Consider the following 26997-nt stretch of genomic DNA (forward strand, 5'->3'; position numbering starts at 1 on the left):
GGTAGGCATTGTCGCTGGCTTCTTCCAGCATCTCAAGTGCATCACTCGTTGCCGGCCGAGCCGAACCGCCGCACGATGACCTCGAAGACGATGTCGGAAATCCACATGGCCGAGACGCCGATCAAAAAGGCGGCGGCGAGCGTCGTAGTGTCGTCGGCCGGATCGGGGATAGGCATGCCGGTTGCCCTGAACCAGGCGACGGCAGGCAGCGTCAGATACGCAGCCGCCAGCGCCCCGCAGATCGGCGAGGCAATCATCTCGCGCAGCTTGTAGCGATGGCGCGACAGTGCTCGCAGCACGCCGCCAGCTAGCCCGGCGGCGACGACCGGCCCCTTGATGCCGAGCATGTCGAAGAGGTCGTGCATCGGCTAAGGCCTCCATCCGCAGAGCTTTTGTCCCTTGCGGTTGTGCGCCAAGAGCGCTCTCGCCTCGGCGTCCGACAGGACGTCGACGGCTTCGGCCGACAGGCGCAGCGGGCTCGAAATCGCGCAGAAGCCGCCCGAAGCAGTCGTGCACCCGGCAAGCGCCACAAGCAGCGCAAGCATCAGTCCCTTGCCCATGATTTCAGCTCCTTTCGAACAGCGTCCGCCGGCAGTGCGCCGACGTCGTTCTGCACCTGCTCAGCGACCGCGCGCGCCGCGGCCTCAGCGGCCGCCAGTTTGCCGCGCTCGGCCCAGGCGCCGGCCAGCCGCTGGTGAGCGCCCCAGCAAAGGGCGGCGATGGCCGATGCCAGGAAGCCCAGCAGCACTTTGTTGCCAAGCAGGACGGCGAGGAGCGCGCTCACAGCAGCCACCCGGCGACAAGCCCGGCGGCAAAGCCGATAGCATAGGGTTGCGCGGCTTCGAGATAGGCGATGATCAGTTGTTGAAACCCTTCCATGTCAGTGCTCCCAGCCGGATTTGCGGGCCAGCCAGTGCCAGGTCTCGGTGACCGAGGCGATGGCGAGACCGGCGGCGATCTCCAGACCAGCTTGAGTGTCGGGGTCGGAAGAAAATGCCGCCGCGTCGTCGGCGCCGAGCAGGCCACGCGCGACCAGAACACCGGCGCCGTAACGCAAGCCGATGCGGATGAAGACGGCGATCATGTCGAACTCCTTGCGAAAATCGATTTCAGGATTTGAAGCAGCGCACGCCAGAACGGCAGGCGTTCGACGGGGCTGACGCGCCCGCCGGTAGACACCGGCGGCATCGCACTGCCGGGCTTCGGCGAGAGCGCTGATGGCTGGGTCGGGGAGCCCGGCAAAGGTGCCGGAGCGGGCTGTAGTGCCGACATCAACAGCGCCTGGGAACGGACCGACCGGATGCGATCGCTCCAACCCTTGCCGAAAACCGGCCAGGTCGGCAGCCGCCGCAGGAATGCCAGGCGGGCATCGCAAAGATCGTCGATGACTGCGCCCGGTGGCCTGGCGCCGACAGCTTTGAGCGTGGCCGGGCCGATCCTGCCGTCCTGTGCGGTGCCAACTGCCGCCTGCAGATATTTAGCCGCCCTGCCCGGCCCACTGTTCACGGCGAAGTCGAAGACGGCATAGTCGACACCGCCGGGAAGCTCGGCGCCCGCAGCGGCATCCCAATAGAAGCGGCGATAGACCGTCGCCACCTGAGCATCCGTGATATGGCGAAGGTCGTCCTTCGTCGCATCCGCCTTCACGTAGCGGCGGAAATTGGCCAGCGTCACGCCCTTCATGGTAGCGCCGCCCGGATCGGCCGGATTGTCGGACCAGCCGCCTTCCGATTTGAGGACGAGCGCAAGCGCCCGCGCGAAGTTGCGGTTCATTTTGCCTCTTTTGGGGTTGTGGGTTAGGGGGCGAGGATTACCGCCGGATCGATCCCGAGCGCTCGGACCAAGTTCACAGCATCAGGATCGTCGCTGTAGAGAGAGGGATGGTCCGGAGCGAACCAGCGGGCGAAATAGATCGGGTTGCCGGTGAACATGCCATAGGCCTGCGGCGTCTTGCCGCCGTCGATGATGCGCTTGCACTACGAATTTCAGCACAATGCGGCGGACTGCCGGGGCAGCACTCCAAGCCTAGCCATCCCATATTTGACGCGCATCTTCTGGGGCTTCAGGCACTTCGATGCCATTTTCAGGAAGCTCGAGGTCTTCACCATCAAAGCCGCCGAGATAGGCGCCATTGCCATCAACGAAGTATTTTGTCATGGTGTCGCCTCAAAATTGGAAAGGGCTTTTTAGATGTGGCTTTTGTACCGGTATCAGTCCCTGCAAATTGGACTGGCGGCACTTGTCGCGATCGTGTCCCGCGGCGTGGTGTAGCTGGCGGCATTAGTCGCCGTGCTCTCCGGCATGGGGCCGGGCTGATCAGCGCGCCACGGCTGGCAAGGCTGATCAGGGGATCATCGCTCATCTGGCTGATCGTTTCCAGAGTCATATATCTGGCCCGCTGCACTGCCCATTCATCGTTCTGTTCGAGCAGGATTGCGCCGACGAGGCGCACGATCGCATCGTCGTTCGGTAAGATACCGACGACCTCGGTGCGCCGCTTGATCTCGCCGTTGAGAGTTTCGATCGGATTCGTCGAGTGGAGCTTGGCGCGATGTTCCTTGGGGAAGGTCATGTAGGCCAGCACGTCGGGCTCGGCGTCGTCCATGATTGTCGCCAGCTTCGGCACCTTCGGCCGGATCTGGTCGGCGACGGCGCGCCATTGTACGGACGCGGCCTCGGGCGTTTCCTGGGCGAAAGCGGTGGGGATGAAGGCTGAGACGACCCTGCGGCCGCTCTTGCCGGCATGGGCCAGCACGTTCCTCATGAAGTGGACGCGGCACCTCTGTCATGTGCGCGCGCAGCACCTTGGTGACGGCCGCCTTGAGGCCTTCGTGAGCATCGGAGACGACGAGATTGACGCCGCGCATGCCGCGACGTGTCAGCTTGCGCAGGAACTCTGTCCAGATCGGCTCGGCCTCCGAGGTGCCAATCTCCATGCCCAGTACCTCGCGCCGGCCGTCCGCGTTGACGCCGACGGCGATGATAACGGCGACCGAGACGATCCGCCCACCGCGGCGGACCTTCAGGTAAGTGGCGTCGATCCACAGGTATGGCCAATCGCCCTCGATCGGCCGATCGAGGAAGGCCTTCACCTCCCCGTCGATCTCCTCGCACAGCCGCGAGACTTGGCTCTTGGATATGCCGCTCATACCCATGGCCTTGACCAGGTCGTCAACCGACCGGGTCGAGATGCCTTGCACATAAGCTTCCTGGATGACGGCGGTTAGCGCCTTCTCGGCCATGCGGCGCGGTTCGAGGAAACCTGGGAAGTAGCTACCCTTCCTGAGCTTCGGGATGCGCAGCTCGACCGTGCCGGCCCGCGTATCCCAGTCCCGGTCGCGGTAGCCATTGCGCTGGGCGAGCCGCAGCGGGTTCTTCTCGCCATAGCTGGCGCCGGTGGCCGCGCCCACCTCCATTTGCATCAGTCGCTCGGCGGCAAAGCCGATCATCTCCCGCAGCAGATCGGCATCCGGGGACTTCTCCAACAACCAAACCCTACCGGAAAGCGCCGATGACCACCCACACGCCGCTCGCTCGCTACAGCGCTACTAACGGCGCGCTCGTGAGCGACTTCGCTACCGCCGAGCTACACCACCTGATGGGACACGACCCTTGTCGCTCTTGGCGCCTATGTTGCGGTGCCGGATGGCTGCTATCGACAGGCGGCTTCTTTTTGGCTGTTTGCCCGTATCGGTAAGCGTAGACATATACATTTCGCGGTATACGGGGTCGCCTTACGAGAAATACTGCGCTCAGCAGGATCTGCTGCAGGCCAGGAGAGAAGCCGCTAATAATTAGGCCCACGCTCTCACGACGAGCCTCCAGCTACTGTTGGTAATTGTGGTGCCTGCGCCGGTGCCTTTGGCGGTGATATCAACAGCGGTGGACGAAAACCGCACATTGATGTTGGTGGCGTCCGGGACCAGCGATAGACCTTTGTTGCCTGTACCGCCGCCCGGATTAGCCAGTACTTCGTCTCCAATGGAATACCCGGCATCTGCCGTAGTGCATTGCAGCACGGCAAAGTAGTTTTTTGGCTTGACGCCGAGTCCATGCGCTAGCGTCAGTGATCCGGCATTCGTGATGGTCTGTTGCGGGCTTTCATAACACTTCTGAAGCAACGCCGCGGACGACTGGACATAGCGTGCATCCTGTTCGGCCTGCGACCATTGCAGCTTGATCCATCCTCCCCAGGCACCGCCAGCCTGCCTGCGCCGCCATAGCTTTTGGTCTGCCGCCGTAGTGTCGTTGACGAAATCATGCACCGTCTGCGTCCGGTAGCCAGTGCTTCCGTGCGCTTCCACAAACCCCAGGAACCAGTTTACGCCGTCTGGCGCATTAGCCGCCGCCGAGGCCACATACCAGCCATTGTCCAGGGCGTTGTTCCAATCGGTGATCGTCTGCGCGACGACACCAAGGTTGGGTCGGCTATCAAGTTTCAGATCAAACCCAGCCTTGACGAACCCCGTTGTAGCCAATTGCGTGGTATTCGTTCCAGGCGCTGCGGTCGGCCCCGTTGGCGTTCCGGTAAATGTCGGGCTGGCCTTCGGCGCCAGGCTGGACACCGCGATCCCACTATCCTTCCCCACCTTGCCCGTCGTGCCCGCGAAAGTGACAATATTGTCGGTTGCCGAAGACGCAGGCCCCAAAAAATCTCCTACTCCCGTCCCGTCGGCGCCTCTGTCGCCGGCCCGGTCGAACATCAGCCAGATGCCGTTGGCCGTCGTCGGCAAAGTGCCGGCGCCACTGACATAGGCGAGCGTCAGCTTGCGGTAGCGCGTCGCCGCCATCAAATCGTCGCGCAGCTTGACCACATGGCCGTCCTTGCGGTGGTAGAGGCGAAACTCCTCGAACCAGGGCAGCAAGGTCGAAAACACCTTGAAGCGGCCGGACTGCATGCGGTCGAGCATTTCCATCAGCCCCGCCTCGACCGAGACCGAGCCGTCGGCAAAGCGGGCGTGGCCGGTGAGCATGTTCAAGCCGTGGGCGGCATATTGCCTGGCGAGCGCCGTGCCCGCCCCTTCCAGCGTCTCGCGGCGGCCGTCGCGCGGCCAGGCCCAGGGCAGCCATTCGCCCCATGGCTTCAGCGCCAGCACCTGCATGGCCGGCGTCTGCTGCGAGGCCCGCGCCGCCTTGGAGATATAGACGACATCGGCCTCCGTATCCCAGGCCAGCTCGACCGCGGCCGACGGATGGTCCCAGCCGAAATCGAGCGCGCCGATCCGCGGCCAGTAGCGCGGCAGCCGGAACGGCTCGCAGGCGATCAGCTCCTCGGCAATCGGAAAGATGCGGCCGGAGCCCAGCACCGGAACGCCGCGCGCCCGCGCCTCGCGCTCATGTTCGGGATAGGCGGCGACGATCGCGGCGCGCTCGTCAGGCGAATAGTGTTCGACGTCGTCTATGGTCATGAAGGTGACGTGACGGGTCATGCAAGCATGCTCCAATAGAGTGTGGCCATTGATACCAGCGCTCATCAATGCGAAGCTGACCCAAGACTTGGGGGAACACATGATTCGGATTGCAATCGTTGTCGGCATTGCCGCCAGTGCATCGGCATGCACCAGCCAGGCGAATGTTCCTTACGATACGAGTAAAAAAATCTGCAGAACCCGTACCGATCCAGGAACAGGGTTCAAACGCGAGGTCTGCGTCCCCGACACTCCCAATCAATCCTGTATGCTCTATATATATCAGTATACCGGTCGAGAGAAAATATTGTGCGGCCCATTAACGCGCAAATCGCCAACCGCCGAAGGTCGTGCCAGGCAACTTGCCGGCACCAAATACCCCTGATTCGACTTATCAACTGGGTTTGATGCGGATCACCTTTGGCGCCTGCGCATCCATGAACATGTAGCACCTGCCAAGCAGCGCCTCTTTGCCGAGCTCATCGAACACATTCTGCCCCAGCGGCGTGATCAGCACCTCGCCCGTAGCCAGCCCATCCTGGTGGCGGGCCTCGATCTCTTGCCAATGCGCATTCGCAACGTTGGAAAGCACGACATTGAAGGCTGGATGATTGTAGCTGACCAGCACGTTGCCATCATCCATGTCGGACGGCTTCATGTCCGGGTGATAGTTGTAAATCATGGCAAGCGTCTGGATGGCGGCCATGGCTGCCGCCTCATCGGACAGGCCGGCTTCCGTCAGCACGCAGGTGCCGTTTTCAAGGATGGCAAAGTCACGGCCTCTGTCGAAGTAATAGCCGAACCGTTCCTCGATGCGATCGATGGGTTGTGAAAACGAGGGTCGCCATTTGGGCACCTGGGGCTTTGATACCTCAGCACCACCCGCCGGCGACACGACAAGCGACGACAAACCGCCTGTCAATACCTGCCGCCTGTTCATGGACTTGGTTCCTCGACAACCTGGCCACCAGTCTAGTCGCGGTTCGCGATTCCGCAACGCGCCGAAACGGGAAAGCTTCGCTCTCATCTTTTCCTTTATCGCTTTATGCGGTAGGTCTTGCCGTGCATCGGCGACATCGATGCGTCTGGGCTGGTGCATTCTGCGCGGCCTGTACTCTACGCGGGTGGGACAGCCACTCTTTGCCATGACAGATCTATTCGAGGCGATGCGCCTGTCCGCCGAGGACAGCGAGGTTGCTCATCTTTTTTTCAGCGAAGGCGGTAAGATCCTGCTGCCACTCGGCAAATCGACAAATGCCATGACAGGTCAGGAGATGCTGGAGCGGCTGCTGTCGTCCCCGCATGATGACGATGGCGCGCTTGCCAACGACCTTCTCGGCGAGCTCGGCAAGACGGTGCCGTTGGAAAGCCTTCGTCTCCTGCTGACATCTGCCAATGCTGAGACGCGAGCGGCGGGTGCGTTTATTGCCACCTTTCAAAACCAGAACATAACTTCGATGGTGGGTGAGCTGGCCGCGCTGCTTGGGGACAGCAACCCGCGCACGCGCTTCGATGCCGTGGAGTCTATCTTGCGATGCAGTACGCGGAACGATGGTCAGCATCTCGCGCAGGCGTTGTTTGCCCTTGATGATTATCACGATGGTGTACGCATGGGAGCCGTCAAATTTGTGCGCTTTGCAAAAGACTGGCAGTTAAAGCTTGCGCGTCAGCACGCCGCGTTGCTCAGGCCGCAAACGCCGTTTTCGGCGATCGCCGATATCTCCGGGCAATGGCGAGGTGATGCATCAGGCATGATCCGTGCTATGCTCGACCATTCAGAGCCGGTAGTGCGCCGTTACGGCTTGGGGCTGGCCAGCCGGGCGAGGTTGGTCGTTGTTGACGCGTTCGTCGAATGGGCGCAGGCGTCCGCCGATCCTGAAATCAGCAAACTGGCAACCGATTGCATCGAGCACAACCAGATATCGCACCACGCCGTATGGCAATCATCATTGCCGGCAATCGCCTGAGGCACCGCTGATCTCGGGGTCAAGATAGCGACGTGACAGGACGTAGAGCCTGCCGAACTGATTCAAAGTAATGTCGTATGATGTTGTCCGCGCACGATATTTGCGCCGGGCGTGGCGGTTCTTACCTTCTCCCCTTGTGGGGTGAGAAGCGGTCCGCGTGGCGGACGAAAAGCCAATTGCTTGGCTTTTCGAGCTTCGAACGCCCTGAGCCTGCGAAGGGCCGGGTGGTGGCCGATCCAACCTGCCGGGTCCCCGCCGCTCCGCAGCGTCCCGGCGTTCGCCGGCCTTTCGTCGTGCCACTGGCACGACGAATTCGCTTCGCGAACCAGCTGCTCACCCCACAAGGGGGAAGGGAGAACCTCCTGCGCCGTCAAGAACCGCAGCACCACGTCGCTCATGCCAAGCAGCGGCGTAAACGTCACCATGGTGATGCCGCCCGTCGCGTTGGTGCGGGTCAGGCCTTCGGAATAGATATCGAGCGGCGGCTCCTCGTCGAACCAGACGCCGTGCAGGGTTTCGCCCTGCCACTTTTCGCGGCCCTTCTCATAGCTCTTGAACGACAGCACCGATTCATCGGCCTGCACGTCGCCGCCGCCGCCCCAGCGCACCACGATGCTGTCGAGCGCGCCCGGCGCGCCGCGGCCCATCGTGGTCTGGCGGATGGCATCGGCGGGGATCATGCCGGTGCCCCATGCCGCCTGCTGCTGCGGCGGGCCGACCAGCACGCGCTGCGGGTTGTCTCGCGTGCCCTCGCCGGTCACGCCGGCAGCCCATAGCCTGACGGCGGCGTCGAAGGTCTTGCCCTGCCACCACGCGGGATAGCGGCCGGTGAGATGCATGGCCCATTCGGCGCCGCCGGCCCTGGTCTTGCCCAACTGGTTGCCGGCCATGAACAGACGTTCCCGGTTCTGCGCGCCGGCGGCGTGAAACTGCGCCTGCCTGGGATAAGGCCGGTAGGCGGCAAGCTGGTTAGTCCTGCGCCTGCGGTCCAGCTCCTGCAGCAGCGCCAGATAGTGGCGGCGCGTCTTCAGGCTGGTCGCCAAACGGCCCGAGGACGGCTTCGAGGCCACGGATGCGGCGGCGGATCTCGTCATCGCTCAGGGCTTCCAGATTGTCAGATGAAACATGCAAATCCTTGGCCAGATCCTTGGGTAGCACCGATTGCACGATCTTCAGATACTGGTCGGGCTTGTCGGCCCGGACCGCGGCAATGACGCCGGCGCCATGGGCGCTGAAATCGGCGCGAACCGCGTCGAGGAAATCATCGCCAAGCGTCTTCTTCGTCCGCTTCGGCTTGGCAGCGGCGGCAGTCGCCTTGCGGCCAGGGCGCGCACGCGGCGCCGTCCGGTCAGCCATGATCCGAGATCCCGGCGGGCTCGGCGGTAGGTGCCTGTTTCGCTGGCCGCTTGATCTTGCCGGACTTGATCTTGCCGGACTTGCGCCGTGCCGATTTTGGCCCTGACCGTGTTGGGGCGGCCTTGCGGGCTGCATCAGCGGCCGGCGCGTGGCGCTTTCCGGCAGACGCGGCTTTCAGGCTTGCCCTGGCGATCGCCCTTGCGTCGTGCGCGCCGCGCGGAAAGCCGAAGCCGCCGATGGCATCGACAGGACCACCGCGAACCATGCCGATCAGCACGCCCGGCACGACCGGCTCGATACGGCCGATGCGCGCCTGCGGGGCAGCGCCCTCGAACACGCCAATGGCGCTGACGACCTCGCGGCCGTCATCGTCGGTGATGATGGTGGCATAGCGGTTGGACAAGGGAGGCCTCGCGGATAAGGCAGAATGAACCGAGGATAGCGTTCCTTCACGCCCCCCTCTGTCCTGCCGGACATCTCCCCCTCAAGGGGGGAGATTGGCAGCTCCAGGGTCGCGACCAATTTGCAGCGCTGACGATTGGCGAAAGCAAGGCGGCAGTCCGATCTCCCCCCCGTGTGGGGGTTGAGGAGTGGTCCGCGCAGCGGACGGAAAGCCAATTGCTTGGCTTTCCGAACGACGAACGTCCGGCAGGCCAGAGGGGGGCTGTCCCGCCGACATCCGATATCCGCACGTTGTGGGCATCAGGAAAACAAAACCCGCCTCGTGGGCGGGTCGGTGGCGCAAATCAGCACCATGGACAAATCATAGCAAAGCTGCCCTCACCCGTCAATGCAGATAAGAAATAATTCCTACTCCGGTCAAAGCCTCGTCCTTGGCGGCGGCGCGCATTGCGCGAGGGCCGCATCGATGGGATGCTGGGTCTCGTCGGAGAGCGAAATGAGCGATGTGACCAGTCACTATGGCAGCGGCGGCATTGTCGAGCGCATCCTGTCGGCTGTGCCGGACGCAAAGGCCGGCAGCCTCGCAGCCAAACAACTCTATCCGTTCGATCAGCTTCATGGCCGCGAGCTGATCGCCACGCAGGACCATGCTGCGCGTCTTGCGCCCTCCGCCGGCGATCGGGTTCTGGACATCGGCAGCGGCATTGGCGGCCCGGCCCGGTTCCTTGCCGAGACCTATGGGTGCAGCGTCGACGGCGTCGACCTGACGCAGGCGTTCGTCGAGGCATCCCGCCGATTGACCGAGCTCTGCGGCCTCGGCGACAAAGTGCGTTTCCATGGGGCCGATGCGACAAGGCTGCCTTTTGCGGACGACACATTCGACGCGGCGATCTGCTTCTATGTCGGCATGAATATCGCCGACAAGGCGGCGGTCATCGGGCAAGCGTGGCGCGTACTGAAGCCGAAGGCCAGGCTTGTCTGGACCGAGGCGGTGCTGGCGGACGGCGAGCCTCACTATCCCTTGCCTTGGGCGGTGTCGGCTGTGGCCAGCCATCTCGTCGACCGCGAAACCCTGAAGGCTCTGTTTGCTTCAGCCGGATTCCAGGTCGACGACGTCATCGACGAAACCGGCGATCACGTCGAGCTGGCGTTGAAACGGGCAAATTCCGGCATGGTTCCGTCGCCCGCCCAGCAGCAGGCCAATGAGATCGTGCTCGGCGCCGAGTTCGTGCATCGGCGAAAAAACTACATAAGCAGCCTGAGCGAGGGAAAACTCGCGTCACTGGCCATCATCGCTTCCAAGCCGGCCTGAAAAACAAAACCCGCCTCGGCGGCGGGTTGGTGGCGCAAATCAGCAACATCGACAAATCATAGCATAGCTGCCCTCACCGGTCAAGATATGTCAGGAAAGAATTCCTACATCGACATCGATCGGAGACTCGGCGATGCTAGCGCTACCACATCCGGCGTCAAGTCATATGCATATGTTCTAAAGTGCCATGCCGTCGGCGGATGTTGTCTGATAATTTGTCCTTTGGCATCAAGGGGGCAAAAGAAGCCATGTCTGAGGACAAAATCCGAAATATAAATCTGACCGCCGACATCGTCGCGGCATTCGTGCGCAACAATTCAGTGCCTCCGGATAGCCTGCCGGCGTTGATCGAGAGCGTCAATGCAGCGCTCGCGGCCGTGGACAATCCCGTTGCTCCGCCGCAACCTGCGCCTGAGCCCGCGGTCAACCGCAAGCGCTCGGTAACGCCGAATTTCATTTACTGCCTCGAGGATGGCAAGAAGTTCAGGTCGCTGCGGCGTCATCTCGGCTCCGCCCATGGCATGACGCCGGAAGCCTATCGCGCCAAATGGGACCTGCCCGGCGACTATCCGATGACGGCGCCCAGCTACGCCGCCAAGCGCTCGGAGCTGGCAAAGGAGTTCGGGCTCGGCATCAGGACACCCGAGGCCCCGGCCGCCAAGGCGCCGGCCAAGAGCAAGACCAAGGCGTAAAGGCACGCCCCCTCCGTGCCGTACGCCTGCTGGAGGACGATCGTGGTGGCCGGAGAGCCCAATGACGTTCGCGTGGAACGTGTGGACCGCCGCCAATGGGCGGTGCTGGTTGCCGAGAATGGCACGGTGACCCAGCATCTGTTCATGGCCCAGGAAGCGGCCGAGGAGTTTGCCGACGGCGAGCGGACAAGGCTCGGCCTTCCCGCCAGGCCGCCGGCGGCGGATCCGCTGGCCTGAACAGTCCTTCAACGGGCTGCAGGATACAAGACGCAGCCTTCGACAGGCCGTCTAGCGACTGGTCATTAGCTGGCTCTTATGGAATCATTCCACTCCAACTCGGGGGAGAGCGGGATGGACAAACCAGCCATGGCATCCGTGTTCAGGATGCGGCAAGCGCCAGCCACTGTTTCGGGCGTTCGCAGCGTCGGCCAAGGCCAGGCCGATCCGGTCATCGGCAGAAGGCCGCTCGGCGAGGCGATCCGCTTCGTCATCGACGCCCATCCCCATTACGACATCAGCTGCGTTTCGATCGCCTATGGCGACGGCTCGGCCCCGCGCCTCGGCAGCCGGGAGGTCAAGGCGCTGTGGGCCGAATATGGCCGCCGCTGGATGGAAGAGTAGCGCAGGCCATCGGCCGACGCCTATCGCTTGCATCCCCGTCCGGATCGTAACAGCGGCTCATGCGTTGAGCGTGAGCCAAATGGGAGCAACAGCCATGAACGTCGCCAATCTGCAACTCGAAGGCCTGCTGATGGCCGTCGCCTCGATCAATCAGGTGCTGGTGCGCAAGGGCCTGCTCACGGTGGAGGATATCGACATTGCGCTGCGCAAGGCCGAGGCCATCGAAACCGGCGAGGAGCGGTCCGACGGCATGTCGGAGTCCAACCGCGACGCCGTCAACTTTCCGATCCGACTGCTGGAACTGGCCAATCAATGCCAGCCGGAGGCGGACATGCCGTCCTTCTCGAAACTGGCCCGCATGGTCGGTCAGATGAAGGAACCCTACAACGACCAGATGTGAGGCGGTCTGCCGACGCGGGGCCTCACCCTCGGCCAATCTTCGAGGCCAGCACGCTGCCCGGTCCATGCACGGCGGCAAACAGCAGGCCGGCGGCGAACGGGAAATGGGACATGAAGGCGCCGAACTCGGCCTGGTTGCCGGTCCAGTGCGACGGACCGTGGAAGGCAAAGCCGAGGAAGACCACGTAGACGGCGGCGACCAGGGCGGCCGGCGTGAAGAACGCTCCGGTCAGCAAGGCGATCACCAGCAGCGTTTCGAGGATCGCGGCGCACCAGGCCAGAAACAGCGGGAACGGGAAGCCGGCGGCGGCGATGTAGCCGGCGGTCATGTTCATATCCATGAACTTGAAGGCTGCTCCCATCGCGAACATGGCGGCCAAGGTCAGGCGGGCGATGAGAATGGCCGCGGTCTGCCACGGCGATTGAACGGCTTCCATGATGTGCTCCAAAGGTTTGCAACGGGTTTCGCCCCAAGGACGGGCGCCACGCCGCCGATCCTACACCAGCCCGCGAAATTCTTTCGCGGCAAAGCCGGACCTCGCAAAAGGAGGCGCTTGCAATCCTCTTGCCGCGCGTGGCCGCTCAGAGCTTCGCCATCAGCTCCCGCCCCAACCGTTTCGGCGGCTCGGCGCGCAGCACCACATTGGTCGTCACCGCGCCGTAGCGGCCGATGGCATCGACGATGCTTTCGAGGTCGGGCGGCGACGGCACGACCACCTTGACCAGAAAACAATCCTCGCCGGTCACCCGCAGCACCTCGACCACTTCCGGCATGGCCGCGAATTTCTTCAGGCAGGTCTGGATGTGCTCATGCGTGGTGCGCAGGCGGATCATGGCCATGGTGCCGAGACCGAGGGCGGTGGGATCGATCGCGGCCCGGTAGCCGGCGATGATGCCGCGCTCCTCCAGCCGCTTCACCCGCTCCGACGTCGCGGGCTGGGACAGGCCGACGCGGCGGCCGAGTTCGGAAATGCCGATGCGGCCATCCTCCTGCATGATCTCGATGATTGCCATGTCGGTGGGGTCGAGCCGTGGCCGGTAATCGCCGTTTGCCATGAACACCTTCAATCCATCGGAATTCTTCATCGCTTTCCGATGATCTCTCATTCCGCGAACAAGGAGAAGCCCTAGGATTGGGACATCATCTGCGGCGAAGAAACAGGATTTTCCATGACCGACTTCATCATTCTGCCGGGCAGCGGCGGATCGGGCGAGGCCCACTGGCAGACACGCTGGCAACAGGCCGACCCGGCGATGCGCCGCTTCAGCCCGGCAAGCTGGGAGCTGCCGGATTTCGACGACTGGGTGGCGGCGCTGGACGTCGCGGTGTCACAGGCACAGACCCCGCCGGTGCTCGTCGCCCACAGTCTCAGCTGCCTGCTGGTCGCGCATTGGCAGGCGGTGTCGAGCCGTCGGATCGGCGGGGCGTTTCTGGTTGCGGTTCCCGACCCGGCCTCGCCGGTCTATCCCGCTTACGGAATTCCCTTCGCCGATACGCCGCGCGGGCCGCTTCGCTTCCCCTCGCTGATCGTGGCCAGCACCGACGATCCCTATGATCCGAACGGCTATGCCGGTGAGAAAGCCACACAATGGGGCAGCGAACTGCACATCGCCGGGCCGCTTGGTCACATCAACAGCAATAGCGGGCTGGGCGACTGGCCGGCGGGAATGGAGCTGCTGACGGCCTTCGTGAGAGAGAGACAGGCCGACCACGCAATCGCACCGTAGGCGCCCGAAGCGTGCGCGCGGGCTTGCCCCGACTTGTCCCGCCAGCTATCTCTCGGGAGGGGCGTTTGTGAGGGAGCCTGCGAATGGTGTCCGTCCGATATCTGGTCCGCGATGTCGATCTGTCCATCGCGTTTTATACGAGCTATCTGGGATTCGCGCTGAAGCAGCAATTCGGTCCGGCGATGGCCATCCTGACGCGCGGCGACCTCTCGCTCTGGCTCGCCGGTCCCTTGGCGTCGGCAGCCAGGCCGATGCCGGACGGCCGGACACCCGAGCCGGGCGGATGGAACCGCTTCGTGCTCGAGGTCGAGCAATTGCCGTCAATCGTGACTAAGATGGTCGAGGCCGGCGTGCGGTTCCGCAACCAGATCGTCGAAGGTCCGGGCGGGCGACAGATTCTTTGTGAAGACCCGTCCGGCAACGTGATCGAGCTGTTCGAGCCCAGCTAGACTTCGGCCGTCGCCTCGGATTCGGCGCCGGGCTTTGCCTGGCCTTCCCACTGCCGCTCCGCCTCTGCTTTACGCTTCGGACAATCCTCGTAGTCATGCTCTCGCGAACCGCAATAGGAGCAGCATTTTGCCGGCGTGTCGGTTCGAAGCATTGTGGCCATGCACAAGAATGCACGAAAATTCATCCGGTTGCAGCAGCGTCCGCGACGTCGCTGCTGGGATGCGTGACCGCCAGCCTGGCACCGCCCTCAATAGCCGCCGCCGAGGATCGGCAGAATCTCGGCGGCAGACATTGCGCGCGGCGCGTATTCGTCCGGCCTATATCAAAGTTAAATGCGGATGCTGGGCGTGAGGTGGTAGGTGATCGCGATGGGGGGACTCTCAACGCGCTCGAGGTGTCCCATGGACGTTCGAAATCTGATTGCCAAATTGTCAGCCGCGGTATTGCACCGCCGCGCCGCGTCTTCGCCGATACTGTTCAGGCCGATCCGCAACTCGCTCGCCGACATCCCGTTGAAGCCGGCGCCGCGGCCGCCTTATCGTCCGCATCGGCCGATCTGGCCGGCAAGCAACATGTAGCTCGCCGGGCTGCAACCAGTTTGTGATTTCCTCGTTTATGGCGATCCCGTTTTCAAGGAGGCAAGTGATGAGATCGATCCGGGCGAGGCGCGAATGGTTTGGATGGTGAGCGCATGAGCCGTTTTCTGCCCCTGACGATCAGATTCGTGGACGGCAGCGCGATGACGGTGTCGTCGATCGCCGACGCCAGGAGGGCGCTAGGCGGAACATGGAAGAACAAGCAGACGGCGGCCTACAAGGCGGCCGACAGGCTGGTGGATGACGCGTTGAACGGCATTTGCCGCCCGGACATCGCCTTTGCCGCTTTCCAGAATGCCGCCGCCCAACAGGGCTTGCTGAAGCCGGCGAAGCCAAGTGCCGCCCTTGCCATGCTCGACGAATTGGCGTCGCTGGATGGGCATCGTTGAAAGACCGGCTGACGGATTGCCTGCGATGTCATGGCGAACGCCGGATAGCCTATCTCGGCTCGCGGTTCATGCTGAGATAAGTCGGGTCGAACTCGGCGATTTCCACCAGCTGCTGCCAGTCCAGAATGGTCACCATGTAATTTGCCCAGCCGATCACACCGATCTTGCGCAGCGCGCCGATGACCCGGTTCATGTGGACGACCGAAAGCCCAAGCACATCGGCCAGTTCCGCCTGCGACAGGGGAAGCCGGAAACTCATGCCGTTGGTCTGCTTGACGACCTGGAGCCGCACGAACAGCTCGCACACAAGATGCGCCAGATGCGAAGTCTTGGACCGCCGGCCCATGGCCACGATCCATTCCCGATGGATGGCGCCATCGACGAGCGTGTCCAGCCAAAGCAAGCGGCTGAGATGAGGCGCCTGTTCGGTGATCGTCCTTAGCCGACTGTGGTCGGCGGCGATCACCCGGCATGGCGACAAAGCTATAATGCCATGGTCCATTGTCTTGAGCAGGAAGGCGTGCAAATCGACAAAATCGCCTGGCACCTGCAACGAGGTGAACTGGCGGCCGCCATCCTCCAGCACCTTGTAGCGCGCCGCCAGACCCTCGATGATGAGCGTGCTGTAGCCTGGCCTCGATCCCTCTGAAACGATGTCCTGACCGGTGGCAAAATCCATCTCGATGGTCATGGCGGCGGCCAGCAGCCCCTTTTCCTGCTCGGACAAAGCGTCATGCTGGCCAAGGTTGAGATAAAGCGGTTCTAGCATCGAGGATCCAGTTCGAGATTTCGTGGACATTCGTGGCCTAGCCAAACGCCGGAGATCGGGTGCGGTTGCAATCGGCCGGCACGGCGACGGCTCCTGGCAGGAAATCTGCTCAGGGCACAGTCGCATGGAACCATGGGTGCGGGTTGGGATTTAATCCATGTCGCTCAAAAATGGCCCCGATTTTGAGACAACGACATGCATAAAAACACAGACCTGAAGCGCGTCGCCTGCGTCCTTCAACCGCGATGCGCCTTAGCGTTCTCACGCAGGGATCCTTGCACACATGGAACGGTTCTACTTCGACTTGTACAACGCCGAGACCCAGATTGATGAAGAGGGGCAGCTTTTTCCCAGCCGGGAGCGTGCGGGAGCCGAAGCGCTGCGCATATTGCACGATGTGGCGCGCGACGAGATACCGGAGGGCGACCACCGGCGGATCACCGTCAAGATGCTGAACGAGAACAGGGAGCAGATATTCGAAGCGTCGCTGACCATGGCGTCGCTGTGGAGTTGAACTCGTCGACCCTGTCGAGGACTGTATGGAACCTCTTGCCCTCCCCTCTGTTTCCTAAGGAGGGGCCAGCGGCAGAAGCTGCACGGCTGATTGACTGGAGGCATCTATGTCCTTGCAAAAGCTTCATCCCGAGCAGGTCGACGACACACGCAGGCTTGCCTATTCGACCTTTGCCCCGGCGCTGATCGGTTCGCTCACCAAGCGTCTGGCGCGGTGTCAGGGCGTCAAGGAACTGGGCGCCCTGGAAAAGTCGCTCATCCGCCTGATCGAAGACTCTGATGTCGATGGGCCGCAAGCCGAGGCGATGAAAGAGTTCGCCATCGAGCTGGTGGTGTCGACGATATCGGAAGCCCGCGCTCACCCCGACACCAAGAGCGATGTCGAAGCCGTTGGCGAGCGCCGCGCCGAAGGCCGCTCCGAGAACCCGCAGACGCTCGAGGAGCAGTTGCAATCAGGCCTCGAAGACAGTTTTCCGGCCAGCGATCCGCCCGCCGTCCTCTCGACCGCCATTTCCGGCGGCTCGAAGGACCTTGTCGGCACCGACGAGGTGTTGCGCCGCAAGAAGGAGGCGGCGCAGCGAAAGCAGGAGAAGGCCGACGCCGGTTAGCCGGACAAGTCGCGCCAGCTCGGGCGATGAGAAGCCGTCAGCCGAAGCGCTTTTCCGGTGACTGTCCGCTGGATGGTGACTGTTCGCCGGCCCGCGCGACGATCGCCTCGAGCGGCTCCGGCCGGTGCAGCAGAAAACCCTGGCCATAGGCCACGCCCATGCCGCGCAGAATGTCGAGCGCTTCCTGCTGTTCGATCTTTTCGGCCACCACCGCGCAGCCGAGACTTTTGGCGATGCCCGCTATGGCCGAGACGATCTCGCGGTCGAAACGGCTTTCCGCGATGTTCTCGATGAACGAGCCGTCGATCTTGATCTGATCAACCGGAAAGCGCCGCAAATATTCGAACGAGCTCATGCCGGCGCCGAAATCGTCGAGGCTGACACGGCATTGCCGCTCGCGCGCCTTGCGCACGAACTGCTCGGCGGCGTCGAAATTGGTGACGGCCGCGGTCTCGGTGATCTCGAAGCCGATGCCGGAATGCGGCGCCCCGGTCTCGGCGATGACGGCGTCGACGAAATCCCACAGCAGCGGATCGCTCAGCGTCTGCGCCGACAGATTGAAGCCGAGCATGATGGCGCCTGACCGCATCGCCTTGCCATGCTGCGAAAGCGCTGTCCTGATGATCCAGCGGTCCAGCCGCGAGGCAATGCCGAAGCGCTCGGCGACCGGAATGAATTCGTTGGGCGGGATCAGCTTGCCATTGCGCCCGGCAAGCCGCGCCAGCACCTCGACATGGCGGCTCTCCTGCCAGGGCTGGCCGAGCAGATGGATTTCCTGGCCGAACAGTTTCAGCCGCCCGTCATCCATGGCGTCGACAGTGTCGGCGGCGACACGCGCAGCGTTGAGGCCGCCGGAGCCCGACGCCGCATCGGCCGAAAACACCGCGAAGCGATTGCGCCCGGCCGCCTTGGCCGCATAGCAGGCGTCGTCGGCGCAGGCCAACGCATCGGCAACCGTGGTGGTGGTGTCCTCGACGAAGGCGATGCCGATGCTGGCCGCGAGTTTTCGCGAGGTCACCGGCAGTCCGAGGTCGGCGTCACGGACCGCCGCAAGGATGGCGCCGGCCAGCGCCTCGGCCTTGGCCGGTTGGCAATTGGGCACCAGCAGCGCGAACTCGTCGCCACCGAGGCGCGCGGCACGCGCCGATGCCGGCAGGCAGCCCAGAATACCGGCGGCCACACCCTTCAGCGCCAGGTCGCCGGCGGCGTGGCCGGCGAAGTCGTTGAGCGCCTTGAAGTAGTCGAGATCGACATAGAACACCGCCAGCGGCAAAGCCCGCTCGGTGGCGATGTGCACGGCCAGCAGCCGGTCGAAGGCGGCACGGTTCAAGAGGCCCGTCAGCGCATCGTGGTGAGCGGCGTAGGCGAGTTCCCGCTCGCGTTTCTTGTCCTCGGTGATGTCGCGCACGGTGCCGAGAATCTGGCCCGCCGTCTCGGGCGCCGCGATGAAGCGCACCAGCGATTCGACATGGCGGATTTCGCCGTCGCGCCTGACGATGCGGTATTGCGCGGCGACGACGCCGTCGGTCGAAAGCGGCGCCAGATGGGCGCGCTCTGCGGCATCCTTGTCGTCGGGGTGCAGATAGGAATGCCAGAGGTCGGCGGCCACCTCGTCGGTGTCGGCGACCAGGCCGAATATCTCCCTGGTGCGGGCGTCCCAATAGCTCTTGTTGGCGTCGATATCGTGATGCCAGATGCCGGTGCCGCTGGCCGCCAGCGCCAGGCGAAAGCGCACATTGACCCGCTCCAGTTCGGCTTCCGCCTCTTTCTGCCGGCTGATGTCGGTCTGCACGCCCATCAGCCTGACCGGCCTGCCCGTCTCGTCACGCTCGACAATGCCGCCGCGGTCCAGCACCCAGATCCAGTGGCCGTCCTTGTGCTTGAGGCGTAGCTCGGTCTCGATCGAGGCGGTCAGGCCGGAAATGTGCCGCTCTCCGCTGGCCAGCGCCCGCTGGCGGTCGTCGGGATGCGTCAGCTTCAGCCAGAGGTCGTCGCTGTTGGCAAGCTCGCCATCCTCATAACCCAGCATGTGCGACCAGGTTGGCGAATAGAAACAGTCGCCGCTCAAAATATCCCAGTCCCATACGCCGAGATGAGCGCGTTCGAGCGCAAGCGCCCAGAATTCGCCGTTGCGTATTTTCTCTTCAGCCATGCCCTGGTTTCGCTCACTCCGTCGCCGCCACTATGCACGCAAGCAGAGAAGAAAGCGTTACCGGGTGCGCCGCGCCCACAGTGCGGACAAGGCCTGCAATCGTGCCGGACCATGCCGTAAGGCGTCATCATGCGATTGGGGCTCGTCATGCCATTGGCGCCCTGATTGGAACCGCCCTGCCCGGGCCTGGCTCGACGATCCTTATCGCGCGGCGGCGCGCATTGTCCTCAAGCAGGCCGCGCAGTTCCTCACGGCCGCGCGCGATGCGCGACATCAGCGTGCCGGCCGGCACGCCGAGCATCTCGGCGGCCTCGGCATAGGAGAAGCCCTCGATGGCGACCATGGTCAGCGCGGCACGGCGGTCGGGGCTGATCGCCTGCAGCGCGTCGATGATCTCGCGGGCCGCGACATTCTCCAGCTGGTCGGCGGGAGAGGCCTGCACCTCGCCGGCCTCCAGCGGCAGCATCGAGGCCTCGCCTCGCCGGTTCACCTTGCGCATCTGGTCGATGAACAGATGATGCATGATCGTGAACAGCCATTTTCGCGGGCTCTCTCCCGTCTGCCAGTTGTCCAGCCGCAGCAGCGCCCGCTCCAGGCAGTCCTGGACGAGATCGTCGGCGGAATCGCGGTCGCGCAGCAGCGAGCGCGCATAGCGGCGCAGGCGCGGGATTTCGTCGAGAATTGCTCTCTGCTTTTCGTCCATGACCTTTTGTCTTCGTTTCGGCATGCCGTTGCCGCAAAACCGCTGCGCCCCCGGGTGAGGACAGCTTTGGCTGATCTGAAAAATTCCTCTGTTCATGCCTGTCGTCGGCTCCAAAAACGCTGGGCACTTTTGGGCGACAGGCATGACGCGCTCAGCGCGGGCGCGGCGTCGATGGTGACCCGGTGTGGGTAGAAGGCGCCGTGGTCGCGAATTTCAGTCATCTCGTCGAAGGGCTGCTCATAGGCCCACATCGCGTCGTTGCCGGTTTCACCCGCCGGCAGCACGTTCCAGTAGCTGGAGTCGCCCTTGTAGGGGCACAGCGTCGACCGCTCCGTCTTCCTGAGCTTGCGGAAGTCGATGTCCTCGAATGGGATGTAGAAGGAGAAGGGATGGGGCGGCTCGGTCACCATTTTGGCTTTTGCCGAGGAAGCGATGATGTTGCCGCTTGCAAACACGACGACACGCCCGTTGAAGGGCTCGACGGTGATCACCTTGCCCGGATTGCGCCTGAAGCCGGGTGACGGGTTCGCATGCTGATCCATGACTGCTCTCCTTGTCCGCTGGTGGTTCGATGCCGGTCGACGGCGTCAGCTCTCACTGGACACTGATGGGCTGGCGACAGCCGTCACACGCGACAGCTTCTGGCGCTTTTCGAGCTGTGGCTTTTCATAGGTCTTCTTCATCGTTCTTCCTTTTCTGACGTCTGGCAGCCGGTCCGCGCGGCTGCCGGCCGTGGATCATGGCTCCAAGGGACAACAGGCGCATCTCCCGTCCGGCCGATGCGCCGCCGAAGAAATCCGGGCCAGCGTGGCAAGAACGATTCGCATGTGTTTCGCCGCGATCCGACGGCGGTGGATTTATCTCAGCCGGGACGGCCATGCTTGGGCCGGGCGGAACACGGTTTTGGCGAATGCGGCCCTGTCAGCACGACCGCAAGGCTTGGACAGGCGCGAACAGCTACCGGCGCGGCTATGGCGATGGCTGCTTGGCGCCGGTGCACGCCGCGAAATATCGATAATAAAGGACGACAGGTGAGACTCTACAAAATCAAGATGATTTGCCAGATATTTTCGCCTTTTCGGCACGAGAAGCAAAATAAATTTTCGACAGACGAACTTTCACTTCGGAAAAATGTCCATTTCATCTCTGTTAACCAAATATTAACCAAAATTATCCGATACATACCGAAGTTATTCGCTGTCGTAATCCGAATCTAAGTTGTAATAATCATTGCACAGTTCGCTTCTGACATTACTGTATCGTTGATGTCTTGCGAAGCATGCAACGGAGGAGCTGTAGGAGTGAAATCCGGTCAAGACTGTGTTGCGAGGAACGGTCTGCCCGACGGAGGAAACACGCATGAGATTGCTGAAATATGCGCTGCTGGCGGGAGCGTCGCTGCTTCCCATCCTGCCCGCGATCGCCGCGACCGCGACGGGCAGCATGAATGTCCGCATCACGATTACCGACGAATGCAAGGTGCAGACGGCGAGCGATCTCGATTTCGGCTCGCACGGTGTCATTGATGCGAATGTCGACCAGACCAGCACCATCAACGTGCAATGCACGACCGGCAAGTCCTACAATGTTGGTCTGAGCGCCGGAGCGGGCGCGGGCGCAACGGTTGCTGTTCGCAAGATGACCGGGCCGGCGTCGGCGACGATCGACTACACCATCTACAGGGAAAGCACCCGGACGCAGCTTTGGGGCACCACGATCCCCACCGACACGGTCGGCGGAACCGGCAACGGCGCCATTCAGCCGCTGACGGTCTACGGGCGTGTTCCACCGCAGACGACACCGGCGGCGGGCCTCTACACCGACACCGTTGCGATCACCATAACGTACTGACAATCGATACCAACACGAGGACGATCATGCGATCCATGCTTTCATGCATCGGAGCCACGGCTGTTCTGTTGCTGTGCGCCGGTCTCTCACAAGCCGCTTCGCTCAGGGTGGCGCCGACAGGTCTCGAGCTGATCTCGCCCGACGCCTCGGCGGTTCTCAACCTCAGCAACGATGACCCCAAGCGGCCGATCAATGTGCAGATACGCGTCTTCGCCTGGAGCCAGGCTGGCGGGATCGAGACGCTGACGCCGACTACCGACGTCGTCGCCAGCCCGCCATCGACCAAACTCGGACCCAATGCCCAATACGTGGTTCGCGTCGTGCGCGTCAGCAAGGCGCCGGTGCGGGCCGAGGAAAGCTACCGCGTCATCGTCGACGAGTTACCCGACCCGTCGCGCAAGAAGGCCGGTACGATCGCGCTCGCGCTGCGCTATTCGGTCCCGGTGTTTTTCCGCGACGCCGATGCCGCTGCGCCGGCAGTCGCCTGGAGTGTTTCGCGCAAGGGCGGCAGTCTTGTGCTAACAGCCAGCAATACCGGTGAAAGTCGTCTCCGCTTGTCCAACCTATCCCTGACCCAGAACGGCAAAAAGCTCGGCAACCGAAACGGGCTCGTCGGTTATGTGCTGGGCGGCGCGACCATGCAGTGGCCGATCGGCAGCGGCAAATCACTGTCCGCGGGCTCCGTGCTTTTGAAGGCACAGAGCGATCTTGGACCCTTCGATGCCAACGTTGCCGTCAAGGGCAAGTAGCGTCGCTGTCATCGTCGCGGTTGCGACTTTCACACCTTGCTTGGCGGTGCGTTCGCAGGAATTTCCGGCCGTGACGAACCTCGAACAGCCGGCTTCCGTTTTGCCAGCGGGCCGCAGCCTCTATCTCGAGGTGTTCATCAACGACGTTTCGACCAAGCTGGTCGGCAATTTTATCGAGATGCCGGATGGTGGGCTGGCGGCGGCGCCCCAAGAGCTGAAGGAGGTCGGCCTGAAACCGCCGGAGGCCATAGCCGACGCCGGCGGCCTGGTCAGGCTCGACCAGTTGGCCGACGTTTCGTTTCGGATCGATGAGGTAGCCCAGAGCCTCTACGTCACCGCCGCCAATGACAGCCGCGAGGCGCGCATGGTGGATCTCGGCTTGCGCTTGCAGGACCGGCCGGCGCCGCAATCGGGCTTGGGCGCGGTTCTCAACTATTCGCTGTTTGCCAGCTCCAACACATTGTTCGACAAGGACGTCGAGCTGTTCCAAGGCGTTTCCGGCGGCTTCGATGCGCGCGTGTTCAGCCCCTATGGAACGCTCAGCCAATCCTTCATCGCCGGCTATTCCGAGGGCAGGCTGGGCGGCTTCACGCGGCTCAACACGACATGGAGCTATTCCGACCCCGACCGGCTGATGACCTACCGCGCCGGCGACTTCATCTCCGGTGGATTGTCGTGGACGCGTCCGGTCTATCTCGGCGGCATCCAGGCGCAACGCAACTTCCACCTGCGATCGGACCTGGTGACGCTACCCCTGCCCTCCTTCGGCGGCACGGCGGCGGTGCCGTCGACGCTCGAGGTCTATACGCAGAACGTGCGCACCTATTCCGGCGACATCCAGCCCGGACCGTTCCAGGTCACCAATTTGCCGGTGTTCACCGGCGCCGGACAGGCGCAGGTGGTGTTGCGCGACAGCCTCGGCCGCGAGACAACGGCCACCTTGCCGTTCTATGCCTCCAGCATGCTGCTGCGCCAGGGACTGCTCGACTTTTCCGTGGAGGCAGGGATGGCGCGGCGCAATTTCGGCATCTCCTCCGACGATTACGACGGCCGCGTCATGGGGGTCGCCACGGCGCGTTACGGCGTGACCGACCGGCTGACATTGGAAGCCCATGCCGAGGGCGGCGCGGATCTGATCAATGGCGGCATAGGCGCTGCCTTCCCGCTCGGGGCATATGGCGCGGCTTCGCTGGCAGTCGCCGGCAGCCATCATGACGGGCGCACCGGCTCGCTGGTCGATGCCAGGGTCGAGTTCGGTTATGATGGCTGGGCGGTCAATGCCCGCATGCAGCGGGCGTTCGGCGGCTATGATGACATCGCTTCGGTGACGGCACAGCCGGTCATACTCGATCCCGATGATTTCACCCGTTTCAGCGCCGGTGTGCCGCGGGCGGTCGACCAGGTGACGCTCAGCGTGCCGATGCCGATCGATTTCTCCAGCCTCAACTTCTCCTATACCCACCTCAAGGATGCCGAAGGCGAGACCAGCCAGATCGTCGGCCTCTCCTATAGTCAGGCGATCTTCAAGCGCAGCACGCTCTATGCCACGGCCTTCGCCGATCTCGACGACGGCGACAGTTATGGCATCTTTGCGGGGATTTCGATCCCGTTCAATGACGACGTCATGGCGTCGACGGGTGTCGAGCATGGGCCTGACGGCCTCAATGTCGTGGCCGACCTCGCCAAATCGGAGCGGGCCGAGGACGGCAGCATCGGCTGGCGGCTGCGCACCTCGGAGGGCGAGGTCCCCAATCGTTCGGCAGCGGTCAGCTACCGCGCGCCGTTTGCGCGTTTCGAGGCCGGCGCCCAGCAATTCGACAAGGACTTTCGCGTGACCGGCCAGATGGACGGCGCCATTGCGGTCGCAGGCGGCGGCGTGTTCGCCACCAATCGCATCGACGACGCCTTTGCCGTCGTCGATGTCGGCACGCCGGACGTGGAGGTGTTGCATCAGAACCGGCCGGTCGGGAAGACCGACAGCAAAGGCCGCATCCTGGTCACCGGGCTGAATTCCTATGAGCCGAACACGGTGTCGATAGACCCGAAGAACCTGCCCGTCGACGCCGATATTCCGACCACCAAGGAGACTGTCGTTCCGGCCGACCGCAACGGCGTCGTGCTGAAGTTCGGCGTGTCGGAGGCGGCGCAGGCCGCGCTGGTGACGCTGGTCGACCCGAGCGGCACGCCGCTCGAAGCCGGGCTTGCCGGCCGCGTCGACGGCGGCACGGAAGATTTCGTCGTCGGCTATGATGGGCAGGCCTACATCAAGGGCCTCGGCAAGCAGAATGCGGTGGTGGTCGGTCTGGCGGACGGCAGCTCGTGCCGAGCGGATTTCCCGTTCGAAGCGGTGCGAGGCCGGCAAGTGACGATCAAGGATGTGGTGTGCCAATGAAAATCCCAGGCCAAATGATGCGCGCTGCAGTCGTTATAATCCTCGTACTGCTGCCGTCGCTGGCCCGGGCGCAGAGCTGCACCGGTACCGTCACCGACATGAATTTCGGTCTCATCGACACGCTGTCGGCCACCGCAGCCACCGCGACGGCGACACTCAACATGAATTGCACCGGCGGCGTGGTGCGCATCCTGTTCTGTCCGCATATCGGCGCCGGCAGTGGGGGTGCTACCTCGGCGGCAGCCAGGCAGATGGCGAGCGGCGCCAACAGCCTTAACTACCAGCTCTATTCGGACCCCGGAATGAGCGTCGTGTGGGGTTCCTATGCCTGGGCCTATGCATCGCGCCCGCCGCCGCAGGTGCTGGTGCCCATTCTCATCGGCAATGCATCCGGCAGCGCCACGATCTACGCTCGGGTGACCGGCGGCCAGTCAGCGGTTCCGCCGGGCACCTATCAGTCGATATTTTCGGGCATCCACGTCGAGTTTCGCTACCAGAACGACCTGCTCGGCAACAGCTGCAACACCGGCTTCGGTCTGACGGCGCCCGATCCGACCTTCACCATCAACGCCACGGTCCAGGCAAACTGCCTGGTCACCACCCAGAACATCGATTTTGGCTCAAAGGGCGTGCTCACCGCTAATGCCGATGCCACCGGCCAGGTCTCGGTGACCTGCACGCCGTCGACCGCCTATACGGTTTCCCTGGATGGCGGCACGACAGGCGGCACGCCGACCAACCGCAAGATGTCGAAGGGGGCCGAGCGGGTCACCTACGGCCTCTACAAGGACATTGCGCGCGCGCAGCCCTGGGGTGATGCCGGAACGCCGGGAAGCACGGTGGCCGGCACCGGAACCGGTACGGCCCAGGCGCTCACCGTCTATGGCCGCGTGCCGCCGCAGACGACGCCCTCGGCCGGCGTCTACACCGACACGGTGGTGGTGACCATCACCTATTGATCGCGGGCCTCCTCGCCGTTGGCCGGCGCCAGCCAGCGCGCGTAAATCTCGCCGACGATGCCGCGGCGAAAGACCAGCACGCAGATCATGAAGATCAGGCCGGTGGCGATGGTCACCGGGAAGCCGGAGGTGGCGAGGGTGTTTTCCAGCCCGACTACCAGGCCGGCGCCGACTACAGGACCGACCATGGTGCCGATGCCGCCGAGCAGTGTCATCAGGATCACCTCGCCCGACATCTGCCAGGTGACATCGGTCAGCGTCGCGAACTGGAAGACGATCGCCTTGGTGGCGCCGGCAAGCCCAGCAAGGGCTGCCGACATGACGAAGGCGGCGAGCTTGTAGCGGCCGACCGAATAGCCCAGCGAGATGGCGCGGTTCTCGTTCTCGCGGATCGAACGCAGGATCATGCCGAAGGGCGAGTTGACGATGCGCCAGACGGCGAAGACGCCGATGAGGAAGACGGCAAGCACGACGAAATACATGTTGAGCGTGACGTTGAGATCGACGATGCCGAACAGATGCCCGCGCGGCACGCCCTGTATGCCGTCCTCGCCTTCGGTGAACGGCGCCTGGACACAGAAGAAATAAAACATCTGCGCCAGCGCCAGCGTGATCATCGAGAAATAGATGCCTTGCCGGCGGATGGCGAGGAAGCCCATGACCAGGCCGAGCACGGCCGCTCCGGCGGTGCCGAGCAGGATGCCGGCCTCGGGCGGCCAGCCCCATGCCTTGACGGCGTAGGCGCAGAAATAGGCGGCGGCGCCGTAGAAGGTGGCGTGGCCGAACGACAACAGCCCGGTGTAGCCGAGCAGCAGGTTGAAGGCGCAGGCAAACAGCGCGAAGCACAGCATCTTCATCAGGAAGATCGGATAGACGAAGAAGGGCGCGGCTATCAGCGCCAGTATGGCCAATGCCAGCAATACCCGCTCCAGCCGCACGGAGGCGGCGGTGCGCTGTTGGTGAAGGGTTGCCTCGCTCATC

Annotated in this window: 36 protein-coding genes and 1 pseudogene; 16 read left to right on the forward strand and 21 right to left on the reverse strand. The window is 63.3% G+C overall.

The genetic code is table 11. The features are described 5' to 3' along the window. Positions 1–41: 41 nt before the first annotated feature. The 10 genes and pseudogenes from NLY33_RS24550 to NLY33_RS24595 form a co-directional block, all read right to left on the reverse strand. The gene (locus tag NLY33_RS24550) at positions 42–365 is read right to left on the reverse strand and encodes a hypothetical protein (protein WP_023689880.1); all 324 of its coding nucleotides are present in this window, start codon (positions 363–365) and stop codon (positions 42–44) included. 3 nt (positions 366–368) lie between these two features. Next, entirely contained in the window at positions 369–560 is a 192-nt protein-coding gene (locus NLY33_RS24555) for a hypothetical protein (protein WP_023671459.1), read from the reverse strand. Then, positions 545–784: a hypothetical protein gene (locus NLY33_RS24560; protein ID WP_023705680.1), complete on the reverse strand. Its 240-nt coding sequence runs from the start codon at positions 782–784 to the stop codon at positions 545–547. The genes NLY33_RS24555 and NLY33_RS24560 overlap by 16 nt, the downstream gene beginning before the upstream one ends. A gap of 96 nt (positions 785–880) precedes the next feature. Continuing rightward, entirely contained in the window at positions 881–1084 is a 204-nt protein-coding gene (locus NLY33_RS24565; protein WP_023705678.1) for a Pam3-gp28 family putative phage holin, read from the reverse strand. Then, positions 1081–1773 (reverse strand): glycoside hydrolase family 108 protein, encoded by a 693-nt coding sequence (locus NLY33_RS24570; RefSeq protein ID WP_023705677.1) that lies wholly within the window; start codon positions 1771–1773, stop codon positions 1081–1083. Before NLY33_RS24570 ends, NLY33_RS24565 begins: the two co-directional genes overlap by 4 nt. Before the next feature lie 23 nt (positions 1774–1796). Beyond that, complete coding sequence (locus NLY33_RS24575) at positions 1797–1931, reverse strand: hypothetical protein (RefSeq protein WP_023705676.1); 135 nt, start codon at positions 1929–1931, stop codon at positions 1797–1799. A gap of 94 nt (positions 1932–2025) precedes the next feature. After that, the gene (locus tag NLY33_RS24580) at positions 2026–2157 is read right to left on the reverse strand and encodes a hypothetical protein (RefSeq protein ID WP_280790706.1); all 132 of its coding nucleotides are present in this window, start codon (positions 2155–2157) and stop codon (positions 2026–2028) included. Between the two features lie 172 nt (positions 2158–2329). Continuing rightward, positions 2330–3449: pseudogene (locus NLY33_RS24585) on the reverse strand (IS256 family transposase); the annotation flags it as partial. 345 nt (positions 3450–3794) lie between these two features. Beyond that, a complete protein-coding gene (locus NLY33_RS24590; protein ID WP_023707132.1) occupies positions 3795–5429 on the reverse strand; it encodes a phage terminase large subunit family protein in 1635 nt (544 codons plus the stop codon). A gap of 373 nt (positions 5430–5802) precedes the next feature. Further along, entirely contained in the window at positions 5803–6507 is a 705-nt protein-coding gene (locus NLY33_RS24595; RefSeq protein ID WP_156932618.1) for a hypothetical protein, read from the reverse strand. Positions 6508–6553: 46 nt separating this feature from the next. Here NLY33_RS24595 and NLY33_RS24600 point away from each other — a divergent pair, with 46 nt between their 5' ends. After that, complete coding sequence (locus NLY33_RS24600) at positions 6554–7375, forward strand: HEAT repeat domain-containing protein (protein WP_023708548.1); 822 nt, start codon at positions 6554–6556, stop codon at positions 7373–7375. A 62-nt stretch (positions 7376–7437) separates the two neighbouring features. Here NLY33_RS24600 and NLY33_RS24605 read toward each other — a convergent pair whose 3' ends face one another. Genes NLY33_RS24605 through NLY33_RS24615 form a run of 3 tightly spaced genes read right to left on the reverse strand, consistent with a single transcriptional unit; the run spans position 7438 to position 9134 of the window. After that, positions 7438–8418 (reverse strand): terminase large subunit domain-containing protein, encoded by a 981-nt coding sequence (locus tag NLY33_RS24605; RefSeq protein WP_286439208.1) that lies wholly within the window; start codon positions 8416–8418, stop codon positions 7438–7440. Continuing rightward, the gene (locus NLY33_RS24610) at positions 8345–8731 is read right to left on the reverse strand and encodes a hypothetical protein (protein ID WP_023671450.1); all 387 of its coding nucleotides are present in this window, start codon (positions 8729–8731) and stop codon (positions 8345–8347) included. Before NLY33_RS24610 ends, NLY33_RS24605 begins: the two co-directional genes overlap by 74 nt. Continuing rightward, entirely contained in the window at positions 8724–9134 is a 411-nt protein-coding gene (locus NLY33_RS24615) for a hypothetical protein (RefSeq protein ID WP_023671449.1), read from the reverse strand. Before NLY33_RS24615 ends, NLY33_RS24610 begins: the two co-directional genes overlap by 8 nt. Positions 9135–9629: 495 nt before the next feature. On the opposite strand from NLY33_RS24615, the gene NLY33_RS24620 reads away from it, so the two are divergent. The 5 genes from NLY33_RS24620 to NLY33_RS24640 all read left to right on the forward strand — a co-directional run bounded on the left by NLY33_RS24620 (position 9630) and on the right by NLY33_RS24640 (position 12158). Next, entirely contained in the window at positions 9630–10445 is an 816-nt protein-coding gene (locus NLY33_RS24620) for a class I SAM-dependent methyltransferase (protein WP_023707128.1), read from the forward strand. 248 nt (positions 10446–10693) lie between these two features. Next, positions 10694–11137, forward strand: coding sequence for a Ros/MucR family transcriptional regulator (locus tag NLY33_RS24625; RefSeq protein WP_023671447.1), 444 nt, complete (start codon positions 10694–10696; stop codon positions 11135–11137). Positions 11138–11209: 72 nt separating this feature from the next. After that, positions 11210–11374 (forward strand): hypothetical protein, encoded by a 165-nt coding sequence (locus NLY33_RS24630; RefSeq protein ID WP_023685951.1) that lies wholly within the window; start codon positions 11210–11212, stop codon positions 11372–11374. A 114-nt stretch (positions 11375–11488) separates the two neighbouring features. Next, on the forward strand, positions 11489–11758 hold the full coding sequence (locus NLY33_RS24635) for a hypothetical protein (protein WP_023671445.1): 270 nt from the start codon (positions 11489–11491) through the stop codon (positions 11756–11758). A gap of 94 nt (positions 11759–11852) precedes the next feature. Beyond that, a complete protein-coding gene (locus NLY33_RS24640; RefSeq protein WP_023671444.1) occupies positions 11853–12158 on the forward strand; it encodes a hypothetical protein in 306 nt (101 codons plus the stop codon). Between the two features lie 22 nt (positions 12159–12180). Here NLY33_RS24640 and NLY33_RS24645 read toward each other — a convergent pair whose 3' ends face one another. Next, on the reverse strand, positions 12181–12594 hold the full coding sequence (locus NLY33_RS24645; protein ID WP_023700688.1) for a DoxX family protein: 414 nt from the start codon (positions 12592–12594) through the stop codon (positions 12181–12183). Between the two features lie 145 nt (positions 12595–12739). Continuing rightward, positions 12740–13243: an Lrp/AsnC family transcriptional regulator gene (locus tag NLY33_RS24650; RefSeq protein ID WP_023671442.1), complete on the reverse strand. Its 504-nt coding sequence runs from the start codon at positions 13241–13243 to the stop codon at positions 12740–12742. An 84-nt stretch (positions 13244–13327) separates the two neighbouring features. Between NLY33_RS24650 and NLY33_RS24655 the strand changes: the two genes are divergently transcribed. Next, positions 13328–13885 (forward strand): RBBP9/YdeN family alpha/beta hydrolase, encoded by a 558-nt coding sequence (locus NLY33_RS24655; protein WP_023671441.1) that lies wholly within the window; start codon positions 13328–13330, stop codon positions 13883–13885. A gap of 83 nt (positions 13886–13968) precedes the next feature. After that, a complete protein-coding gene (locus tag NLY33_RS24660; protein ID WP_023697758.1) occupies positions 13969–14334 on the forward strand; it encodes a VOC family protein in 366 nt (121 codons plus the stop codon). Here the strand turns inward: NLY33_RS24660 and NLY33_RS24665 are convergent. Next, on the reverse strand, positions 14331–14495 hold the full coding sequence (locus NLY33_RS24665; RefSeq protein WP_023685945.1) for a hypothetical protein: 165 nt from the start codon (positions 14493–14495) through the stop codon (positions 14331–14333). The two genes, NLY33_RS24660 and NLY33_RS24665, sit on opposite strands and share 4 nt — an antisense overlap. 241 nt (positions 14496–14736) lie before the next feature. On the opposite strand from NLY33_RS24665, the gene NLY33_RS24670 reads away from it, so the two are divergent. Together NLY33_RS24670 and NLY33_RS24675 are read left to right on the forward strand one after the other, a co-directional pair. Beyond that, a complete protein-coding gene (locus NLY33_RS24670) occupies positions 14737–14913 on the forward strand; it encodes a hypothetical protein (protein WP_023671438.1) in 177 nt (58 codons plus the stop codon). A gap of 113 nt (positions 14914–15026) precedes the next feature. Then, positions 15027–15320: a DUF982 domain-containing protein gene (locus NLY33_RS24675; RefSeq protein WP_023685943.1), complete on the forward strand. Its 294-nt coding sequence runs from the start codon at positions 15027–15029 to the stop codon at positions 15318–15320. Positions 15321–15369: 49 nt separating this feature from the next. On the opposite strand, the gene NLY33_RS24680 is transcribed toward NLY33_RS24675, so the two are convergent. Continuing rightward, positions 15370–16089: a Crp/Fnr family transcriptional regulator gene (locus NLY33_RS24680; protein WP_023671436.1), complete on the reverse strand. Its 720-nt coding sequence runs from the start codon at positions 16087–16089 to the stop codon at positions 15370–15372. A 283-nt stretch (positions 16090–16372) separates the two neighbouring features. Here NLY33_RS24680 and NLY33_RS24685 point away from each other — a divergent pair, with 283 nt between their 5' ends. Together NLY33_RS24685 and NLY33_RS24690 are read left to right on the forward strand one after the other, a co-directional pair. Further along, positions 16373–16603, forward strand: a complete 231-nt coding sequence (locus NLY33_RS24685; RefSeq protein ID WP_023671435.1) for a DUF6894 family protein — start codon at positions 16373–16375, stop codon at positions 16601–16603. A 106-nt stretch (positions 16604–16709) separates the two neighbouring features. Further along, on the forward strand, positions 16710–17210 hold the full coding sequence (locus NLY33_RS24690; protein WP_023671434.1) for a hypothetical protein: 501 nt from the start codon (positions 16710–16712) through the stop codon (positions 17208–17210). A gap of 37 nt (positions 17211–17247) precedes the next feature. Here NLY33_RS24690 and NLY33_RS24695 read toward each other — a convergent pair whose 3' ends face one another. From NLY33_RS24695 to NLY33_RS24705, 3 genes are all read right to left on the reverse strand, one after another. Next, positions 17248–19362: an EAL domain-containing protein gene (locus tag NLY33_RS24695; protein WP_023707126.1), complete on the reverse strand. Its 2115-nt coding sequence runs from the start codon at positions 19360–19362 to the stop codon at positions 17248–17250. Between the two features lie 145 nt (positions 19363–19507). After that, on the reverse strand, positions 19508–20065 hold the full coding sequence (locus NLY33_RS24700) for an RNA polymerase sigma factor (RefSeq protein ID WP_023693751.1): 558 nt from the start codon (positions 20063–20065) through the stop codon (positions 19508–19510). Positions 20066–20157: 92 nt separating this feature from the next. After that, the gene (locus NLY33_RS24705) at positions 20158–20607 is read right to left on the reverse strand and encodes a DUF427 domain-containing protein (RefSeq protein ID WP_023707125.1); all 450 of its coding nucleotides are present in this window, start codon (positions 20605–20607) and stop codon (positions 20158–20160) included. A gap of 817 nt (positions 20608–21424) precedes the next feature. Here NLY33_RS24705 and NLY33_RS24710 point away from each other — a divergent pair. Genes NLY33_RS24710 through NLY33_RS24725 form a run of 4 tightly spaced genes read left to right on the forward strand, consistent with a single transcriptional unit; the run spans position 21425 to position 26016 of the window. Then, the gene (locus NLY33_RS24710; RefSeq protein ID WP_023685937.1) at positions 21425–21916 is read left to right on the forward strand and encodes a Csu type fimbrial protein; all 492 of its coding nucleotides are present in this window, start codon (positions 21425–21427) and stop codon (positions 21914–21916) included. 26 nt (positions 21917–21942) lie between these two features. Beyond that, positions 21943–22665: a fimbrial biogenesis chaperone gene (locus tag NLY33_RS24715; protein ID WP_023707124.1), complete on the forward strand. Its 723-nt coding sequence runs from the start codon at positions 21943–21945 to the stop codon at positions 22663–22665. After that, a complete protein-coding gene (locus tag NLY33_RS24720) occupies positions 22637–25057 on the forward strand; it encodes a fimbria/pilus outer membrane usher protein (protein ID WP_023709701.1) in 2421 nt (806 codons plus the stop codon). Before NLY33_RS24715 ends, NLY33_RS24720 begins: the two co-directional genes overlap by 29 nt. 14 nt (positions 25058–25071) lie before the next feature. After that, a complete protein-coding gene (locus NLY33_RS24725; protein ID WP_023707121.1) occupies positions 25072–26016 on the forward strand; it encodes a Csu type fimbrial protein in 945 nt (314 codons plus the stop codon). Here the strand turns inward: NLY33_RS24725 and NLY33_RS24730 are convergent. After that, positions 26010–26996 (reverse strand): branched-chain amino acid ABC transporter permease, encoded by a 987-nt coding sequence (locus tag NLY33_RS24730; RefSeq protein ID WP_023707120.1) that lies wholly within the window; start codon positions 26994–26996, stop codon positions 26010–26012. The genes NLY33_RS24725 and NLY33_RS24730 overlap by 7 nt on opposite strands. Between the last annotated feature and the right edge of the window lies 1 nt (position 26997).

Source organism: Mesorhizobium sp. C432A, assembly GCF_030323145.1.
Classification (GTDB): domain Bacteria; phylum Pseudomonadota; class Alphaproteobacteria; order Rhizobiales; family Rhizobiaceae; genus Mesorhizobium.